The sequence below is a fragment of the Staphylococcus pragensis genome, from assembly GCF_004785665.1.
Lineage (GTDB): Bacteria > Bacillota > Bacilli > Staphylococcales > Staphylococcaceae > Staphylococcus > Staphylococcus pragensis.
Genome location: NZ_SRPJ01000001.1, coordinates 640,978 through 658,886, shown reverse-complemented (window position 1 = coordinate 658,886; position 17,909 = coordinate 640,978). Strand labels below are relative to the sequence as shown.

General features: G+C 32.2%; 14 protein-coding genes. All 14 read right to left on the bottom strand.

Annotated features, from left to right (window positions below):
- Positions 1–8: 8 nt before the first annotated feature.
- The 14 genes from E2558_RS03260 to E2558_RS03195 all read right to left on the bottom strand — a co-directional run bounded on the left by E2558_RS03260 (position 9) and on the right by E2558_RS03195 (position 17,835).
- Positions 9–932 (bottom strand): alpha/beta hydrolase, encoded by a 924-nt coding sequence (locus tag E2558_RS03260; RefSeq protein ID WP_126566721.1) that lies wholly within the window; start codon positions 930–932, stop codon positions 9–11.
- Between the two features lie 252 nt (positions 933–1,184).
- Positions 1,185–2,858, bottom strand: coding sequence for a glycerol-3-phosphate dehydrogenase/oxidase (locus E2558_RS03255; protein WP_126566718.1), 1,674 nt, complete (start codon positions 2,856–2,858; stop codon positions 1,185–1,187).
- A gap of 148 nt (positions 2,859–3,006) precedes the next feature.
- The gene (gene glpK, locus E2558_RS03250) at positions 3,007–4,506 is read right to left on the bottom strand and encodes a glycerol kinase GlpK (protein WP_126566715.1); all 1,500 of its coding nucleotides are present in this window, start codon (positions 4,504–4,506) and stop codon (positions 3,007–3,009) included.
- Positions 4,507–4,642: 136 nt separating this feature from the next.
- Positions 4,643–5,461: an MIP/aquaporin family protein gene (locus tag E2558_RS03245; RefSeq protein WP_126566713.1), complete on the bottom strand. Its 819-nt coding sequence runs from the start codon at positions 5,459–5,461 to the stop codon at positions 4,643–4,645.
- 382 nt (positions 5,462–5,843) lie between these two features.
- The gene (locus E2558_RS03240; RefSeq protein WP_126566710.1) at positions 5,844–6,377 is read right to left on the bottom strand and encodes a glycerol-3-phosphate responsive antiterminator; all 534 of its coding nucleotides are present in this window, start codon (positions 6,375–6,377) and stop codon (positions 5,844–5,846) included.
- A 15-nt stretch (positions 6,378–6,392) separates the two neighbouring features.
- Positions 6,393–8,429, bottom strand: coding sequence for a DNA mismatch repair endonuclease MutL (gene mutL, locus E2558_RS03235; RefSeq protein WP_126566708.1), 2,037 nt, complete (start codon positions 8,427–8,429; stop codon positions 6,393–6,395).
- A 10-nt stretch (positions 8,430–8,439) separates the two neighbouring features.
- On the bottom strand, positions 8,440–11,109 hold the full coding sequence (mutS, locus tag E2558_RS03230) for a DNA mismatch repair protein MutS (RefSeq protein WP_126566705.1): 2,670 nt from the start codon (positions 11,107–11,109) through the stop codon (positions 8,440–8,442).
- Positions 11,110–11,377: 268 nt separating this feature from the next.
- Entirely contained in the window at positions 11,378–11,869 is a 492-nt protein-coding gene (gene thiW / locus E2558_RS03225; RefSeq protein ID WP_103328787.1) for an energy coupling factor transporter S component ThiW, read from the bottom strand.
- A 19-nt stretch (positions 11,870–11,888) separates the two neighbouring features.
- Positions 11,889–12,257 carry a YlbF/YmcA family competence regulator gene (locus E2558_RS03220; RefSeq protein ID WP_126566703.1) on the bottom strand — a complete coding sequence of 123 codons (369 nt, stop codon included), beginning with the start codon at positions 12,255–12,257 and terminating at the stop codon, positions 11,889–11,891.
- A 1-nt stretch (position 12,258) separates the two neighbouring features.
- The gene (gene miaB, locus E2558_RS03215; RefSeq protein WP_126566701.1) at positions 12,259–13,803 is read right to left on the bottom strand and encodes a tRNA (N6-isopentenyl adenosine(37)-C2)-methylthiotransferase MiaB; all 1,545 of its coding nucleotides are present in this window, start codon (positions 13,801–13,803) and stop codon (positions 12,259–12,261) included.
- Between the two features lie 205 nt (positions 13,804–14,008).
- A complete protein-coding gene (locus tag E2558_RS03210) occupies positions 14,009–14,305 on the bottom strand; it encodes a thiamine-binding protein (RefSeq protein WP_126566698.1) in 297 nt (98 codons plus the stop codon).
- 65 nt (positions 14,306–14,370) lie between these two features.
- Entirely contained in the window at positions 14,371–14,991 is a 621-nt protein-coding gene (locus tag E2558_RS03205; RefSeq protein WP_126566696.1) for a poly-gamma-glutamate hydrolase family protein, read from the bottom strand.
- A gap of 216 nt (positions 14,992–15,207) precedes the next feature.
- On the bottom strand, positions 15,208–16,074 hold the full coding sequence (locus E2558_RS03200; protein WP_126566693.1) for a 2-oxoacid:ferredoxin oxidoreductase subunit beta: 867 nt from the start codon (positions 16,072–16,074) through the stop codon (positions 15,208–15,210).
- On the bottom strand, positions 16,075–17,835 hold the full coding sequence (locus tag E2558_RS03195; protein ID WP_126566691.1) for a 2-oxoacid:acceptor oxidoreductase subunit alpha: 1,761 nt from the start codon (positions 17,833–17,835) through the stop codon (positions 16,075–16,077). It lies immediately after the preceding gene.
- Between the last annotated feature and the right edge of the window lie 74 nt (positions 17,836–17,909).

Here is a 17,909-nt window from a genome sequence, read left to right as displayed (position 1 = left end):
CCCTCACTTTAACTTTTATTTAATATTTGTTTTTGAATCCAATCAAACATATGATTCCAAATCATTTGTTCATCTTCTTCAAATAAAATTTCATGACGTCTATGGGCGTATAGTTGAACTGTAATATGCTTAATTCCAGCTGCTTTAAATTTTTTCCCTAAATTTCTTACGCCTTTACCGTAATCTCCAAATGGGTCCTCTTTACCTGAAATAAGTAGTATTGGTAATTGCGAATTCATTTTTTTCAATTGACCATCATTTGCAGTTCTCATCATATTTTTAACTGTTTGATAAATGAGCTGATTTGAAACTAAGAAACCGGTATATTCATCTTTAACAAACTTATCAACCTCATCACGTCTAGAAGATAACCAATCACTTTGCGTTTCTGGTTGATCGATTTTTTTGTTAAAAGACTTATAAACTAATTGATTTACCCATTTTAAACGATTGCGTTTACCACAGAATAATGTAATTAATTTTAGACCAATCATTGCTGGTATCCCTTTCCATTTAGGATACAGACCCGTGCCTGTTAATATTAATCCTTGTGCCATATCAGGATACTTTTCAACAAATAAACGAGCAATAATCGAACCCATTGAATGACCTAAAACAATATAAGGTAAGTCCCTTTTTTCACTATGTAATGTTTGAGCTATTTCATACGCATCTTGCACCACTATATTCATATCATCAAAGTGGCCACGTTCATCCTCATTTATTTCCATACCATGGCCTCTATGATTATGTCTAATAACATCATATCCCTGTTGAGTTAAAGATTGAACGAGTGCCTCATAACGATCCATATGCTCAGCCATCCCGTGAAAAATATGAACGACGCCAAAGGTAGCTATTTTTGCTTTATCTACTTTAACTTCTAATGTTGTACCATCTTCAACGGTAATTTTATAAGAATTTTGACCCACGCATATGCCTCCCAACGAAAAACAAATCTTTTATAAATTAAAATGATTTAGTATTCCTTTAAATATACCTTTACTTTTTAATGTTATCAAATTGAGAGTGACTTTTTAATAGTGAGTAAATGAATTTTTTGAAAATCAAAATATTAAATGGACTATGTATTAATTTTTTTAGGATATAAGAAAATACTACTAACATATTGGTAAGACACCCATATGTTAGTAGTATTAAAAGTGTTATAAGCTAGTTAACAATTATTTTTTTACAGCTAATTGTTCATTACCATGTGTTGCTTCTTCAATAGCTACATTAACTTCTTTAGTATATTCGTTAACTTGGCTTTGAGTGTAATTCAATAATTGACCCAATTCTTCAATAATTGCATCTTTATATTGTTTTACTTCATTAATATTGAAGTATAATTTACCAGTTCTACGTACTAAGAAGTCAGTTGGTTTATAAACCATTTCATTTTGTACACTATAAACTAATTGTACATATAATTCTAATGGTAATTTAAGATCTTTATCTTTTGCGATTTGAGCAATATTGTATAATTTATCAATATTTGAACCATATTTAGAAGCTAAGCGACGTGCAACATCCTCTTTCAAGCCAATTGCTTTACCTTCTTCAACTTTACGTTCAACGTATTTTTCAAAGTTTTTACTGCCACCTACATCACCGCCAGAAATTGGAGTGTTTTTAGTAGCACATTCACCAAATTTCAAACCGTGTTCTTGTTTTAAGCGTTTCGCTAATAAATCAACAATTTCTAATGCCATGTGACGATAACCAGTTAACTTACCACCAGCGATTGTTAATAGACCTGATTTACCTTCCCAGATTTCATCTTTACGTGAAATTTCAGAAGGATCTTTACCATCTTCTAAAATAAGTGGTCTTACCCCAGCCCATGTAGATTCAATATCTTCATCTTTAACATCTACATCTGGGAACATGTAATTGATCGCATCAATCAAATAATCTCTATCTTCTTGAGTAGTTAATGGTTTCGCTTTATCGTTATCGTAGAAAGTATCTGTAGTACCTACGTACGCTTTACCTTCACGTGGAATAGCGAAAATCATACGACCATCTTTCTCAGTATCAAAGTAAACTGCTTGGCCTAATGGGAATTTAGATTGGTCGATAACTACGTGTACACCTTTAGTTAAACGTAATTGTTTATTATTACGTGTATAGTCTTTTCTTCTCACTTCATCTACCCATGGGCCTGAAGCGTTGATTACTTTTTTAGCCTTGATTTGGTAGATATCGCCTGTTAATTGATCTTGAACTTCGATACCATTTACTTTTGATTTTGAGTCGTATAAGAAGTTTGTAGATTTAGTGTGGTTAATAATTTCTGCCCCGTTCTCTTCAGCACGTTTCATTACTTCAATAGTTAAACGAGCATCATCAGTACGGTATTCAACGTAATAACCGCCACCTTTTAAACCCTCTTTTTTAACTAATGGTTCTTTATCTAATGTTTGTTTTTTAGTCAACATTTTTTTACGTTCATATTTTTTAACACGAGCTAAACGGTCGTACATCATTAAACCTAAGTTAGTTGTAAATTTACCGAATGTACCACCTTTATGCATTGGTAATAACATCCATTCAGGTGTAGTTACGTGTGGACCATTTTCATAAACGATTGCACGTTCTCTACCTGTTTCTGCTACAACTTTAATTTGTGCTTGTTTCAAGTAACGTAAACCACCGTGAACAAGTTTAGTTGAGCGTGAGCTAGTACCTTGCGCAAAGTCTTGCATTTCAACTAAAGCTACTTTCATACCACGTTGACTAGCATCTAATGCAATACCTGCACCAGTAATACCGCCACCGATAATAACTACGTCATATTCAGTATCTTGTAAGTTCTTTTTAATTACTTCTCTATTTAAAGTAGACAAAGCCATAATTTATACCCCTCCAACTTTTAATTAAAAAAAGAGAGACCTATCCATACAGAAGCATACTGCATGAAACAGGTCTCTCAAATCTCGATTAATATATTAACTTAAGTTTATCATAACACATCTTTCAAAACTAAGCCATTAATAGTGATTAATCTTCTAATTTAAAGACCTGAGTTGCTTCTACTGCTTTCTTCCAACCTTTATATAACTTAGTTCTTTGTTCTTCAGACATTTGTGGTTTAAATTCAGTTTCTAATTGCCATCTGTTTTCAATTTCATCTTTACTGTCCCAGAAGCCTACTGCTAAACCTGCTAAGTAAGCAGCACCTAGCGCTGTAGTCTCTTGAATTTCAGGACGTTCTACAGCGATATTAACGATATCTGCTTGGAATTGCATGATGAAATTGTTTTTAACAGCGCCACCATCGACACGTAAAGTCTGTACTTCAATGTCAGAGTCTTTAGACATTGCTTCCATTACATCACGTGTTTGATAGCATAATGATTCAAGTGTTGCGCGAATGAAGTGTTCTTTTTCAGTACCACGGCTTAAGCCAAATACTGCACCTCTTGCTTCTGAGTCCCAATATGGTGTACCAAGACCTACAAAAGCAGGTACTACATATACATTATCAGTTGAATCGACACGTGTAGCATAATTTTCTGATTGTGGTGCTGAGTTAATGATTCTTAAACCATCACGTAACCATTGAATCGCAGAACCTGAGACAAAGATAGAACCTTCTAATGCATAGTTTACTTTTCCATCAAGACCATAAGCGATTGTTGTTAATAAACCACTTTCAGATTTAACTGGTTCTTCTCCGGTATTCATTAACATGAAACCACCAGTACCATAAGTATTTTTCACATCTCCACGTTCGAAACAAGCTTGACCGAATAATGCTGCTTGTTGGTCTCCAGCGATACCAGCAATTGGAACTTCTTGACCAAAGAAGTGATAGTCTTTAGTATGCGCATAAACTTCACTTGATTCTTTAACTTCTGGTAATAAGTTTTTAGGAACATCTAATAATTCTAAAAGTTCGTCGTCCCATTTTAAATCATAAATATTGTACATTAATGTACGACTTGCATTTGTGTAATCTGTGATATGAGCTTCTCCACCAGATAATTTCCAAACTAACCAAGTATCGATAGTACCAAATAATAAATCGCCGTTTTCAGCTTTTTCTCTAGCACCATCTACATTATCTAAAATCCATTTAACTTTTGTGCCTGCGAAATATGGATCTAGTAATAAACCTGTTTTGTTACGGAATGTATCTTCGTGTCCTTGATCTTTTAATTCTTGGCAAATAGATTGAGTTTGACGAGATTGCCATACAATTGCGTGATAGATAGGGCGTCCAGTATTTTTATCCCAGATGACTGTAGTTTCACGTTGGTTAGTAATACCGATACCTTCAATTTGTTCAGCATTTATTTCATTTTCATTTAGCACTTCTGCCATAACTGCTAATACTGATGTCCAAATTTCATTAGCATCGTGTTCTACCCAACCAGATTTAGGGAAGTATTGTTTAAATTCACGTTGAGCGACGCCTTTAATATCCCCATCTTTATCGAATAAAATCGCTCTAGAGCTTGTTGTTCCTTGGTCTATTGACATGATGTATTTTTCCATAAATATTCTCCCTTTCTAATCTATAAATGAAAAAGTGCTATTATGTAGCTTGAGTATCTTGTTAATAAGGAAGTGTACTATCTTTATTACACTTTTCCAAAAAATTAATCATAAAAATGCTATATTTCATTTAAATTTAATAAATCGATTCAATATCATTTGATTTATTAGATTTATTAAGTGCAACACCTAATAATAAAGTAGCAATGACAACAACGATAGCAACTATACAAGAAATATCGAACTGTCCTTGATAGCATACTTTGTAAATTGTTGCGCCAAGCATACCACCAGCAATTGGGCCTAAAACTGGAACAATTGCGTAACCCCAATTTGAATTTCCTTTTCCAGCAATTGGTAAAATGGCATGAGCAATTCTAGGACCTAAGTCACGTGCTGGGTTAATTGCATATCCAGTTGGACCACCTAAACTTAAGCCAATCGCTACGATTAAAGCCCCAACGATTAATGGATTCATACCGTCAGCAATTTTATTTATACCAATGTACATAATCGCTAAACATAAGATAGCTGTTCCAATGATTTCACTTAAAAAGTTTGCGAAATAGTTCTTGATTGCAGGTGCTGTAGAAAATACGCCAAGTTTAGCACCTTGATCTTCTGTTGCTTTCCAATGAGGTAAGTACATTAACCAAACTAACACCCCACCAAAGATACCACCAAGTAATTGACAAATGATATAGCCAGGAACTTGTGCCCAACTAAAACTACCGTCCATCGCAAGTGCAATGGTTAACGCAGGATTTAAATGCGCTCCTGAAAATTTCCCTACTGCATAAGCACCCATCGATACTGCTAATCCCCAACCAGCTGCGATAACTATCCAGTCAGAATCTTGTCCGGCACTACGTTTTAAATTTACGTTAGCACAAACGCCACCACCGAATAATATCAAGATAGCAGTACCTAAAAACTCTGCTAAATATATATTCATGTTTTTACCTCCTATGAAGACAAAAAGATTCCTACAAAAGCACTAGATATATGCATTGCAGAAATCTCTTCGTCTCTTAATCAAATATTAACTTGGTTAAATCATACATAATCGGTGTAAGCGTTGTCAATACTTTTGTAAAAAAATTGTCACAAATAATAGATTTATTTAAAAGCTGTAAAATTTGTTTTTAAAAAATTTTTTAAATTATTTTGTCTTATAGCATTTTCAATAGTTTGTGTTTAATGCAATATTGTGAGTCATTTGTATTAAAAAACGCTTATAATCATTTAATTAAATATCACATGATTATAAGCGCTTAATTAGAAAAATTATGCATCAAAATAATTTAATTGTTACTAAAATATTGTATGTTTCTCGATTACCATAGTGCACGATTGCTAGTTGTTACATAACTCGCACCACTATCAATCACTTCTTGAACTTCTTTGTCTTCTTCAATTAAGCCTCCTGCTATCACTTTTGAAGCAGTTTCTTCGCCAACTATTTTAACAATTTTATGGGCGACGCCTGGCAACACTTCAACGAAATCAGGTTGCACTTTTTTAATAAGTTGAATACTTCTATTTATCGCCTGACTATCTATAATAAACACTCTGAATATCGTTAATGTATTGAGTGACTTAGCTTTCTGAATCACTTTAGTTTTAGTCGAAACAATTCCTTTAGGCTTATAAGTTTGAATAATGTACTCACATGCAAATTCGTCATGAGCCATGCCTTTAATTAAGTCGATATGGATAAATGCTTCAATATTATGATTTTTAAGTAATTCCATTACACTTTTTAAGTGTCCAATATGCATATCTAGTAACACACACACTTTATAGTCTGTTTTAGTGAGCTTCTCTAAATCTTTCATAGTACGAATTGCCGGTAACACGTTCTTTTTCATTTAGCGTATCCCTTTCTACATTACTCGTTTAAATAATTTTTCTAATTCATAATTTGAGAAATTGATAATAATCGGTCTGCCATGAGGACATGTGAATGGATCTTCTGCTTCACGTAATTGATCTATTAAGTCAGCCATTTCATTATTTTTTAAATAATGATTCGCTTTTATGGATTTTTTACAACTCATCATAATCGCGGCATCTTCTCGCATTTTTTTAATATCTATTTTTTTATGATTTAGCACCAATTCTATCATATCTTTAATAATTTCTTCCGCTTTTACTTTAGGGAACCACACTGGATAACTATTCACAATATAATCGTGACCGCCGAAGTGTTCTAAATGCACACCTACTTTATCTAATTCTTCTTGATATTGGTCAATAATCATTTGTTCATCTTTTGAAAAATGGAAAGTCAAAGGAATCAATAAATCTTGAACTTCATTACTTACTTCTCCGATTTTTTCTCTAAAATATTCATACTTAATACGTTCTTGTGCAGCATGTTGGTCAATCATAAACATGCCATTCTCATTTTGGGCAATAATATAAGTACCATGAACTTGTCCTACAACTTCCATATAAGGCACGCGACGAGATGGTGTTTTACTCACTGTACCTTTAATGTCATTTTCTTCATTAGCATTACTTAAAGTGTTTTGCGGCTCAGTATCTAAATCAGTATTTTGATTAAACACTTCATTATCTAAATCTACATATTCTTTCTCTTCATTCAATGAACTCTCTGCTCTATCCAAACTATTTAAAATATCTTTCTGAATTTGGAAGTAATCTACGTCATCTGATCGTTTATTATTATAGGTATCAAAATTAGCAGTATCTTCATCAGCCATAGACTCATTATCACTTGTATACTCATTAGCATGAGTTACGTTATCGAAATTATCAACATTCCAGTTATTAGTAGGACGATTGTTATTTTGTTTTAAAGCTTCTTCATTTTCTCTCTGTTTTTTCTCAAAATCTAATTTCTGTTGTTCAAACGATTGTAGTACTTTATTTTTCTTAGGTGCTTTATCTAAATCATTTTGAGGGATAAGAATTCTATCTTTAAAAGCACTACGTATTTTTTCAACAATTAAATTATAAAGTTGTTCTTCTTTAGAAAGTCTAACCTCTAATTTAGTAGGATGCACATTGACATCTACAAGAATTGGATCCATTTCAATATTGATATAACAGATTGGATATCTACCTATAGTTAGAAGTGTATGATAACCCTCTACTATGGCCTTATTAAGTACAAAGTTTTTAATATATCTACCGTTAATAAAAATTGAAATATAGTGTTTATTACTTCTAGAATGTTCTGGTTTAGCTACAAATCCTTCTAAATGATAATCACTAGTATCTCCGGAAATATGAACTAAATCTTTAGCTACCTTAATACCATATATTTCTGCCATGACTTCATTTGTTTTTCCTGAACCATTTGTTTTAAGTAAGACTTTGCCATCAGAAATAAGTGATATTCGAATGTCTGGATGACTCATAGCCATACGGTTCACAATATCAGTTATCTTACCTAATTCTGTATATAAACTTTTAATATATTTCAAACGAGCTGGCGTATTATAAAATAATGATTCTACTTTAATATCCGTACCTTTTTTCGCTTTAGCAGGTTTTTGATTAATAATTTTTCCATTTTCAGCGTATATTTCATGCCCATTTTCATTATCGGTACAAGTTTTCAAAGTGACTTTAGCTACAGAAGAAATACTTGCCAATGCTTCTCCTCTAAAGCCCAAAGTTCGGATATGAAATAAATCTTCATCAGCATCTAACTTACTCGTAGCATGTCTATGAAATACTAACTCTAAATCATCCTGTTCTATTCCAGTTCCATTATCTACCACGCGAATTGAAGAAATCCCTGATTGTTCAACTTCAATATTAATTTCTGTTGACTGTGCATCAATGGCATTTTCAAGCAATTCTTTAACAACTGAGCTCGGTCTCTCAACTACTTCTCCGGCAGCTATTTTATTAGCTAGAGAGGTTTGCAATTCTTTAATTTTACCCATAATAGCACCTCTATCTTAACTGATTTTGTAATTCACTTAATTTTAATAATGCATCAATAGGTGTCATATTTGATATATTAAGATTTTTGATTTGTTCCTCAATTTCACTAGTTTCTTTATTAGCTTCAAATAAGTCGAAACTAGCTTGTTCGAATTGATTTTTATTTTTAGTATTGTGTGATTTTTCCGTATCATTTTCCGAATAAACTGATGAATCAAGTTCGTTTCTTTCATCTGTACCAGTCTCTTGTTCTTCCGCTATATTTAACTCTGAGATGGAAGGTTCACTTAATGTTGCTGAGTCAATTTGATTGTCGTCTTTTTGTTCAAAATTATTTAATATAACTTGAGCGCGATCAATTACTAAGTCAGGCAGATTCGCTAACTTAGCTACTTGAATACCATAACTATCATCTACTGCCCCATCTTTAACTTTATGCAAGAAGATTAATTCTCCTTGATACTCTTCAGCAGCAACATGCACATTTTTTAAGCTTGGCAATTCTTGTTCTAAAGTAGTTAATTCATGATAGTGCGTTGAGAATAAAGTTTTAGCGTGTGATGTTTGTGCAACGTATTCAATCATCGCTTGAGCTAATGCTAGTCCGTCATATGTTGAAGTACCTCGACCAATTTCATCAAAGATAATTAAACTATCTTCTGTAGCATAAGTAAGTGCTTTTTGAGCTTCTAACATTTCTACCATAAATGTACTTTTACCCGAAACTAAATCATCAGCAGCTCCAATTCTAGTAAATATCTGATCGAAAATAGGTAACACAGCAGCATCACAAGGTACATATGCTCCCATTTGAGCCATAATACTAATAATGGCTACTTGTCGCATATATGTCGACTTACCAGACATATTTGGTCCTGTTATTAAATAAATAAAATTATCTTTATCTAACTGACAGTCATTTGGAACATAGTCATTATAGTCCATTACACGCTCAACTACTGGATGTCGAGAATTTTCAAGTTTTAATGTTTTATCTACACTAAATTCAGGTTTAACATAATTGTATTTTTGAGCAATTTCGGCAAAACTTTGCAAGCAATCAAGTTCTGAAATAATTTTAGCTTGTCGTTGTAAGCGTTCAGTATACGTTTTAATATGTTCTCTTAATCTAACAAATAATTGGTATTCTAATTCGATTGCTTTATCTTCAGCGCCTAAAATAATATCTTCTTTTTCTTTAAGTTCATCAGTAATAAAACGTTCGGCATTAGATAGCGTTTGTTTACGATGATAGCCAAATTCTGTAGGCTCGAAGCCTTGAAGATTAGCACGCGTAATTTCTATAAAATAACCAAATACTTTATTGAAACTAATTTTTAGTGACTTAATTCCAGTACGTTCACGTTCTTTAGCTTGTAATTGCGCTAACCAATCTTTACCATTTTTAGAAGCTTCAAGATATTCATCTAATTGTTTACTAAAGCCTTGTTTAAAAATACCACCGTCTTTGACAGAAATCGGGGGTTCTTCAATCAAACTATCTTCAAGCACTTTTAATAAATCTTCTAAAGGTTCGAGTGCACTGAATTGTTCAGAGGTTGTATTATCCATTTCTTCAAGTAATAACTTAATGTTAGGAATTTCAGAAATAGAATGTTTAAGTTGAATTAAATCGCGAGCGTTAACATTTCCATAACTTACACGTCCTACCAATCTTTCAATATCATAAACTTGATTTAAATAACCTCTTAAGGTATCTCTCTCAATAAAATGATTAATAAATGATTCTACTATATTTAAACGTTCTTCAATTTTATCTTTATGAATTAATGGTCTATCAATCCATTGTTTTAATCGACGGGCACCCATTGGTGTTTTAGTTTCATCCATTAACCATAATAGCGTTCCTTTTTTCGATTTAAGTCTAATACTCTCTGTTAATTCTAAATTTCTCTTAGCGTAGTAATCCATTTTCATAAAGTCGATCGCCGTATATGAAATAACTTCTTCAATGTGAGACAAGTCTCTTTTTTGAGTATGGTGGATGTAATCTAAAAGTAATTGGGTTGCTAAATACATTTTTTGATTATCTAGTTGATTAACTTCATAGGTAGCATCAGAAATGTCATTTCTAACTGTTATTGTTTCAGTCGTTAAACTAATTTGTTTTTTTAATTCCTCATCTATTTCATGATTGACTACAATTTCATTTGGATTGATAGTAATAATTTCATTTATCAATGTACCTTCATCGTCGAAATGAGTAGCTTTAAGTTCTCCCGTCGAAATATCACAATAACTTAAAGCATAACTATTATCTTGTAAAATAAAGCTAAGAATATAGTTATTTTGATTTTCATCCATACCCCCTTGTTCCATTACGGTACCAGGAGTTACTATTCGAACTACTTCTCTTTTTACCATACCTTTAGTCTGTTTTGGATCTTCCATTTGTTCACATATTGCTACTTTGTATCCATTACTAATTAACGTTTCAATATAACTATTAGCGGAATGATATGGTACACCACACATTGGAATAGGATTAGCTTTTTTAGCATCTCTTTTAGTTAAAGTAATTTCTAAAACTCTAGAAGCTTCTTTAGCATCTTCATAAAACATTTCATAAAAATCGCCTAATCTAAAAAACAATAAACAATCTTGATATTGAGATTTAATTTTTAAATATTGTTGCATCATTGGGGTCGTATTCGACATATTTTCACAACCTAACTAAAGTATTTCTAATTTTTATACGTACTTTTAACTTATCTATTTTAACATAACTCATTATTACACGCTCGTTCTCATTACTAGTGAAAGTTTTCGGGTAAACTCTATTTTATAATTTATATTCTATTCAATAATATATTTTCAGATAAAAAAATTACCATTCCAAAATGAAAGATACAAGAGGTTATGACATCTAATAACTACATTTGAAATGATAATCTTTTTAAATTGACTAAATAAAAATCTATGACAATTATTTTTTAAATTTATCGAGTAAGCCTCGTTTTTTCAACATTATAAGTAAGAAATAGCTGATTATCGCACCTATGAAACTTGAGATAATAAAAGCAAGCATTAATGGTTTAACAAAAAAGTTTTGCATACCTAACATCCATGCTACAGGAATACACATTAAACTACCTATGATACCTGTACCTATAACTTCACCTACTGCAGCCATAAATATATGTTTTCTATACATATAGAAAAGACTAGCTAATAATACACCAATCATACTTCCAGGGAACGCAAAGAAGCTTCCTGTTCCAAAAAGAATTCTAATAATTGATGAAATTAAAGCTTGGGCTAAGCCATACCATGGTCCAACAAATACAGCACATAGTACATTGATAAAATGTTGAACTGGTGCTGCTTTAATTGGCCCTAAAGGGATAACAATAATACTGCTTAACACCACATTGATGGCTATCAATAATGCAGTGAGTGTAAGTTTTCGAGTGTTCATAGTTTAGTTCCTTTCTCATTTATAAATCATTATGTTCTTTTTTATTATAATCATTTAATCTTTTTTCCATCGTGCTAATCATCATTTGTAAAAAATCATTAGCTTCATATTGCGCAGAACGAAATTCTTCAACAATTGGTAACCTATTAATTTCACTTTCCAAATTATGAATTTCATCTTCTGATTGTTCATAAGCATGGGTTTTACCATAATTTTGAAAATTAACAGATTGTTTCTGCTGTTTTTTTAATTGATTCATTTTATTTTTTATCGTAGCATTTTCATGAATCTGTTGTTCAATATTTTGATAAGTTTGAATGATATCTAAGTCACTAATTTTACCCGAAAGTTGCTCTGCTTGCTTTAATATTTCTTCTTTACTATACATGTTAATTTGTCACCAATACATTATCATTGAAACGCACGAAAGTACCATTTAATGAATATTGTTTAGCTTCTTCAATTTTCACATCTACTAATTGTCCAATTGCTTCTTTAGGACCTTTAAAATTAACTAATTTATTCTTTTCAGTATATCCTGCTAAAACAGTATCGTCTTTTTTACTAGTACCTTCACATAATACTGTCACTACTTGACCATCGTACTGTTTCATTGCCTCTTCTGAATAGTGTCCTACTTTTTTATTCAGACGCTGTAAGCGATCTTTTTTAACTTCATTAGGCACGTTATCTTTCATTTTAGCAGCAGGTGTACCATCTCTTTGTGAGTATAAATAAGTATAAGCATGTTCGAATTTCACTTCATCGTATAATGATAAAGTTTCTTCAAATTGCTCTTCTGTTTCGTTTGGGTAACCAACAATAATATCTGTAGTTAGTGCAACATTTGGAATAGCTTGTTTAATTCGAGAAACTAAATCTAAATAACTTTCACGTGTGTACTTACGTCCCATAATTTTTAACACAGCATTATTACCTGATTGTACTGGTAAGTGAATATGAGGAACAATGTTTCCACCTTTAGCGATTACTTCAATCATACGATCAGTAAAGTCCCAAGGGTGACTCGTAGTAAAGCGAACACGTGGAATATCTATTTTAGAAATATCTTCTAATAAATCTCCTAGACCATAGTTCAGTTCTTTTATATCTTTACCATAAGAGTTAACATTTTGTCCTAACAATGTGATTTCTTTATAACCATCACGTGCTAAACCACGTACTTCTTCAATAATATCTTCTGGACGACGGCTTCGTTCTTTACCTCTAGTAAATGGAACAATGCAATATGTACAGAATTTATCACAGCCATACATGATATTTACCCATGCTTTTGTGCTACCTTCACGTACTTTAGGGAGATTTTCAATGACATCTCCTTCTTTAGACCATACTTCCACTACCATTGCTTTTGATAGATATGCTTCTTCAAGAATTTCAGGTAACTTATGGATATTATGAGTTCCAAAAATCATATCTACATTTTGATAAGATTTTAAAATCTTATTTACTACTGACTCTTCTTGAGACATACACCCACACACACCAATTAAAGCTTCTGGTCTATTCTTTTTAAGGTGTTTTAAATTCCCGATTTCACTAAACACTTTATTCTCTGCATTTTCACGAATTGCACAAGTATTAATCAAAATGACATCCGCTTCATTAATATCATCTGTAGCAGTATAGTCTAATGCCTGTAAAATACCTGCCATTACTTCAGTATCATGCGCATTCATTTGACAGCCATATGTTTTAATAAGGAATGTACGTCCTTTACCCATTCCTTTATATTTCTCTTCTATATGAAAGTCGCGATTATAATTTATATCCTGTTTCCCACGTTTACGAGCTTCTTTAAGACTAGGTGGCTGATAAACATGTTCAAAATATTTACTATAATCTTTTTCAGCTTTTTTCTCACGTTCATCTAATATATTTATCGTACCAGCTTTTCTTTGTTCTTCGTTCACTTTACAATATCCTTTCTATATGCCCTAATATCATTAGTACATTATATTAAAATTAACCATAAAGTGCAAAAAGAGTTCAAAAGAATTCATAAAATAGTAAAGTTTATGAAAGATTAATTACATACTTTTTTAGTATTGCTACTAAAAATTTCTAAAAATAAAAAAACCAAGGCATTTAATATGCCTTAGTTTCGATAAACTTTTATTAAGCTTCGTCGTATTTGCCAGTTAATGTTTCAATTGAAATGCCTTCTGGTACATGATAAAACTTCACTTGGCTAATAATACTTGGACATTCTAATTCAACCATTCTTTCATTTAATTTTTGAATTAAAATTAAACATTCACTCATATCTCCTTGAACTGTCGTTTCAAGTGGCCCCACTCTAAAATGCAAACCAGATTCTTCTATAATTTTAATAGCTTCATCAACATACGGAATAACATCCTCATTGTTTGGTGTTTTTGGGACAATTTGTATACTCATTAAAGTATCTTGCATTATTCATTCACCTCTATAAATTATATTCATATTTATTTTAGCACTCTTATTTCTAAATAACTTATTTAATTTAGACTTTCAATCGCTTTATTAATTGCTTTAGCTATTTCGTACATTAAATCATCCCAATTTGATTGATCTTGTCTACTTTTAAAATTACTTTTCCTATTTTTAAATAAAGATTTTCTTAATTTTGAAGAAAGTTCAATTTGAACACCTGCACCTTTTGTAGTGCGATTAACAATATTGTTATCTTGAGCACCAGCCATATTACTTGGTGCAGCTTGAACATCTATACCGATGTTAGCTAAACCACTCCCTATGGCCTCTTTAAGTTCTATATCTTTTCCACCTATATATGCAACGCTTTCATCACCAGAGCAACCATGTATTGTTACTGCTATGTCACTATCATTCACAAGGTTCATAGCTGTTTCATTATCGTAATTGATAGAAGTTACATGCAACTCATTGTTTCCTTTGCTTCTTATACCATTAAAAGCAAAATAGTTATATTGTCCTTGCTCAGCTATAACACATGCTAATTCAGTAGTTGCGGGTTCAATACCGCCTCCATGTATAGCTAATATAGTCACATTACTTCTTAAATCATTACTAACTATTTCCCAATCTTCATTCTCTTTTGTTTGTTTTACTAATTCTGTCATTGATTTAAATTTATCCATAGAACCCCCACTTTTTAATAATGTATATTTAAACTCTTCCCTTTAAAATCATTATAAAAAGTAGCTTTACTAAGATTTAACAAAACTTACTTGCAATTAAATTTTGTTATTCCTCTTTAATAAAACTATGAGAGTAAGAGAGAATTTCAAATAATTTCATTCTAAATAAAAAAGCCTACACATTTAATAATGTGCTAGGCTTAAGAGTAAATATTATTAAACAAATTGAGCTGTTAATTTTTGGAAATCTTCTTCTGAAATATGAATATCTCTTTTAGATAATGCACTTTCTTCTAATTCTTCGATTTGAGATTCATATGAAGGCGTTTCTGTATCTTGATAAACAATGCCTTTAACTAGAGATTCATGATCTAATACAGTTTTCATAGCTAATTGTTTATCCGTTGGGTCGTATCCTTCAATATCATCTAAACTAGTTAAATGTTCTTTAAACCAGTCATACGTATTGATTTTATTATACGTTACGCATGGTGAGAATACATTTACAAATGAGAAGCCATCATGGTTTATAGCATCTTCAATTAATTTTGTTAATGCTTTAATATCACTTGAAAATCCTTGCGCTACAAATGTTGCGCCTGAAGATAATGCTAATTCTAATGGCGCTACATTTTTCTCAATATTACCTTTAGGCGTAGATTTAGTTACAAATCCAACTGCTGACGAAGGAGAAGTTTGACCTTTAGTTAAACCATAAATTTGGTTATCCATAACAATATAAGTCATATTCATATTACGACGTAAAGCGTGAATAGTATGTCCCATACCAATCGCATAACCGTCGCCATCTCCTCCTGATGCAATAACTGTTAAATCTTTGTTAGCCATTTTAACACCTTGAGCTAATGGTAAAGCACGACCATGAATACCATGTACACCGTAAGAATTAATGTAACCTGATAAGCGACCTGAACATCCTATACCTGTGATGATTGCTACTTCTTCTGGCTCAAGACCTACATTAGCTGCCGCTTTTTGTATAGCTGCTTGAACAGAGAAATCACCACAGCCTGGGCACCAATTTGGCTTAACATTATTTCGGAAATCTTTAAATGTAGCCAATTAAACCAACTCCTTAATTTCTTTAGCTATTTCTAAACCTTTTTCTTCAATTTCATGAGGTAAGAAAGGCGTACCATCATATTTAGTTTGGTTGATTAATTTATTTTGAACATTTGTATTCATTTTAATAATATTCGCTAATTGTCCTTGATAGTTATGTTCCGCAATCACTACTTTAGAAGCTTTATCAATAGCATCTTGGATTGTGTCTACGGGTAGAGGATGCAATTGACGGATTTGCATTGTATTCACTTTGATACCTTTTTCGTTTAAGCGTTTTGTACCCTCTTGTATCGCACCTTTACTTGAAATGAATCCTATATATAATATATCCGCTTCGTCATATGCTTTATTTAACTCAATAGGATTTTCAATTAGTAAATCAGCTGTTTTACGCATACGTTTTTCCATTTGTTGGCGTCTGTTTTCAGCTGCTTCACTCGGTTTACCTTCTTCATTATGCTCAACACCAGTAACATGATGAATACCACCTTTGACTCCTGGAATCGGTCTAGGAGATACACCACTACCTGTTAATGCATAACGTCTGAAGTATTGTTTATCATCCTCTTCACGTTCTATATCAGACTGTAATAACTCTCCACGTTTAATTTGGATTTTATTATAGTCTAGATTTTTAACAGTTTGTTTACCTAATGATAATTGTAAATCACTTAATACAATGACTGGACATTGATATTCTTCTGCTAAATTAAAGGCTTCCATTGTTAGATAAAATGCATCTTCAGCATCAGTTGGAGCTACGACAATTTTAGGAATATCACCATGTGTACCATATATCATTTGCATTAAATCTGATTGTTCTTGTTTCGTAGGCAACCCTGTTGATGGACCACCACGTTGAGTATTGATAATCACTAGTGGCGTTTCAGTCATACCCGATAAACCAATGGCTTCCATCATTAATGATAAACCAGGTCCAGCACTAGCTGTAAATGCTCTTACTCCAGCATAGTTAGCTCCAATAGCCATATTAGCTGCTGCAATTTCATCTTCAGTTTGAACAACTGTACCACCAACTTTAGGAACATTAGCAATCATATATTCCATAATTTCTGAAGCAGGTGTAATTGGATAAGCAGCCATAAATCTTGACCCTGCTGAGATAGCACCTAATCCTATTGCATCGTTACCAATCATATATAAATGTGGGTCTTCATTATTTGCTTCTAACTTGAAGTCACCTTCAACCTCAGTTAATTGCTCTTTCATTAAATTGTATCCTTGGTTTAACGCTTCAATATTCATTTCAACAACTTTATCGCCTTTTTTACTGAACATATTATTAATAAGTTCTTCAAACGTATTTGTATCTAAATCCATTATTGCACATGTAGCACCTACTGCTACCATATTCTTCATTAGCGCTGTACCTAACTCTTTAGCAGTGCTCGTAAAAGGTAATTCAATTAATTGAGCACGACAATCTTCAGGCTTAGTAGGTTTTGCTTTAGCATCTGCAATGATAATACTATCTTCTCGCATCTCATGATGGTTTAATTCAATTGTTTCTTGATCAAATGCGACTAAAATATCTAAATCATCACTAATCGCATGAACTGGTTCGATAGATACTCTAATTTTATTATTTGTGTGACCACCTTTAATACGACTAGAGAAATGTCTATATCCATAAAGATAATAACCTTTACGATTCATTGCTGTGGCGAATATTTCACCTGTTGATTCAATTCCTTCACCTTGTTGTCCGCCCACTTTCCATGATATCTGTGATTTCATATCATATGCCTCCTGTGGAAATAATTCATCTTAAATAATAACAAAAATAACCACCGTCTTACTATGTCAACAGT